General features: G+C 42.1%; 2 protein-coding genes. One reads left to right on the plus strand and one right to left on the minus strand.

Translation table 11 applies throughout. From position 1 onward, the window contains the following. Positions 1–646: 646 nt before the first annotated feature. Positions 647–1,285: a PEP-CTERM sorting domain-containing protein gene (locus IM479_RS00340; RefSeq protein ID WP_287685204.1), complete on the minus strand. Its 639-nt coding sequence runs from the start codon at positions 1,283–1,285 to the stop codon at positions 647–649. A 596-nt stretch (positions 1,286–1,881) separates the two neighbouring features. Here IM479_RS00340 and IM479_RS00345 point away from each other — a divergent pair. Further along, positions 1,882–2,493 carry an IS607 family transposase gene (locus IM479_RS00345; RefSeq protein WP_287685205.1) on the plus strand — a complete coding sequence of 204 codons (612 nt, stop codon included), beginning with the start codon at positions 1,882–1,884 and terminating at the stop codon, positions 2,491–2,493. The last annotated feature ends 256 nt before the right edge of the window (positions 2,494–2,749 follow it).

Here is a 2,749-nt window from a genome sequence, read left to right on the forward strand (position 1 = left end):
CGCACTTTTTCTCGGTCAATGATTATAATAAGTTATAGCTTAGAAGCTAATCAACAACTAAAGCTTATGCTTGTAGCTAAGTGAAATCATTGATTAAGAGACCTGTGCTTTTCAATAACTTTTTCAGCAGACCCTAATTAGCAAAGGTTTAACTGTGCCACACAGGTGTGAGAACCGCTATAAATCTGGTTATTAAAAACGGTTCTTCGTTACTTGGTATGGTTCGGTAGGGTGTCATAAATCGACTAAATCCTTATCTGGCAAGAGATTTAATTTATTAGTTCGCTCTAGATCGAAAACAATTGACAAAAATCTCAGCAATGTCTCTCTCTATAAGGGTTTCATCTCTTATAATCCTGTATGTTGCATAAGACAAACCGAAGAGCCAATTTTTCAGAACGATTCAAGTCCCCCTTGAAAAGGGGGATTTAGGGGGGAGCCACCCGCCTATCGGCACCACCCTTATCAAGGGGGACAGGGGGGATCAAACGACCCGTTGATTAAAAACAAAAATTATGTGCCGGGCTGTGTTAGAATCAACGCTTAAAGAAAAAGCTAAAAGCTAGAAAACCAAACAGGGCATCTAACCTTTAGCTATTCTTGTTCAACGTCACAGTTATCAATGTGTACGAGACATTGGTAACTGTTATTTTTGTTTCTTGAAGCGGGAAACCAATCCTAAACCACCCACTGCCAGAAGTCCGAGGATAGTACCCGGTTCGGGAACGGATTGATGGAAAGAATTTTGCAATTGGAATAGACCTTCATTGGGATTAGCGGCAAGGGTATTTGTGACGGTCAACAGTTTCTTGGGGGTGATAGGGATGAAACCGCTAGGAGGGACCGGTGAGCCGTTAACTGAAACTAAGGTATTAGGTATCTCAGCAAATGTCTCGGTTACAGTCCCGTAGTTGGATGATACGTCTGAATCCAGGTCAACCCCGATAATAGACTTGTTGGAGCCAATGACCTCGATTGTATATGTGAAAGACCCAGAATTCATATTAGGATTAGTGGAACCCTGTGTCAGAGCATCGTATGTGAAATAATGATGACCACCCATCTCGGTCAGCGCAACATCATCCCCAGCCTCGAACCCACTCCCATTGTGCGAGACGTACGTAACTTTTTTGTCCCCCTCAATAAGAGCAGTTCCGCCCGTCCAGTCCGCCCAACTTAACATCGCGGCACTCGCACTGGTAGCGGTAAGCACCGAGCCAGCGAGAACCCCGATGGCTAGAGAGCCAGAAGCAAAAATTTTGGTTAATTTGTTGGTTGTCATCATAACTGAATTATCCAGCGTTAATTGTGTGTACTATAGCCATCAAAAGAAGTTAAGCAAGTGTTAAGCTCGCTGATAACTTTTTGTTTGACTTGACAGAACTATAGCAAAATTTTTCAAAAAAAATCAAGTGTTTTAGAAAAAATTTTCCAGCAATATTTATCTATTTTTTGTCCAATTTATAGCAGTTTTTCTTGAACATAACTACCCAAAAATTGACAAATATACCCAAGCTTTTTGGTGAAAGTTGGACAAATAAACAGGCTCTACTTAAAAAAAAAATCTCTCAATTTGTTACAAAACTTAATCAAGAGAGGGACATATATAAAACTTAACAGTTTTGACTGTCAAAACTGGAGTTCGATAGCAATCAACTCCCTAACGAGTTGACATACCCCAAAACCCCCGGACAAACTCAGGTTTTAGAAAGACCAAAAATCCCGTTTAATATCTGTATCTAAAGAGGTATGAGTAATTTTCCTAAATCATCTATAGTTACCAGCGTAGGGTAATGGCAGTATAAAAGTGGACAACTGACTCTCTAAAGTTGGACGATTCTCTCTCGATAAATTTCTTTAATTTAAAACCGAGTCATATACATGAATAACCTCATCACTATTCGAGAAGCCTCCGATTTACTCGGAGTTAGCATTAAAACCCTCCGGCGCTGGGAACAACAGGGTAAAATTGCCCCAATTCGTACCCGCGGCGGCCATCGCCGATTTCGACCGGAAGATCTCTTACAATCTGGTCAAGCAAACCCATTGATTATTGGCTATGCTCGTGTTAATCGACCTGAACAAAAACCCCAATTAGACATCCAGATAAAAGCGTTAGAAGACTTTTGTCATCAACAGGGTCAACCCTTTGAAATTCTCACCGATATCGGCAACGGAGTCAGCTACAATCGCCCTAGTTTTATGCGTCTAGTGGAGATGATTTGTCACGGTGAGGTGAAATCTCTAGTTTTAACCCATGCGGAAACTGTTAGTCGCTTTTGTCATGATTTTATTTTGGGTTTGTGCCGTCTCTTCAAAATCCAAGTCATTCTCCTCAATCAACTCCATGAATCCATTACAGATGAGGATTTATTGGACGATCTGCAAGCCCTTATCACCATCTGTTACGATCATCTCTACCCACTACATAACCCGGCTCATCAGCAATTACTAGAATACCTAGGGGCGTTTAAGGATGTCCGTCTGGCTTAAAATCGTCCTTGGCGTGGGTTTCTCGTCCCTCCTTGTTGCCTGTCTGATGCCGCCTCTGCTATTCCCCGAACAAGGGCCAAGAATAGTAATATTTTAGCTGACGGCTGACGGCTATGTTGACATCCTCACCGCCGTAAACGGACGGTGATTCCCAAACCTCACGATTTAGGTTTCTGCTTCTTTCCCTTGCGGGGTTCCGCACCTGCCTTAACAGATTTACTCTGTTCTGGTCTTATGGTCGCTCTACAGACTGACA

Source organism: Microcystis sp. M165S2 (genome assembly GCF_020245885.1).
GTDB lineage: Bacteria > Cyanobacteriota > Cyanobacteriia > Cyanobacteriales > Microcystaceae > Microcystis.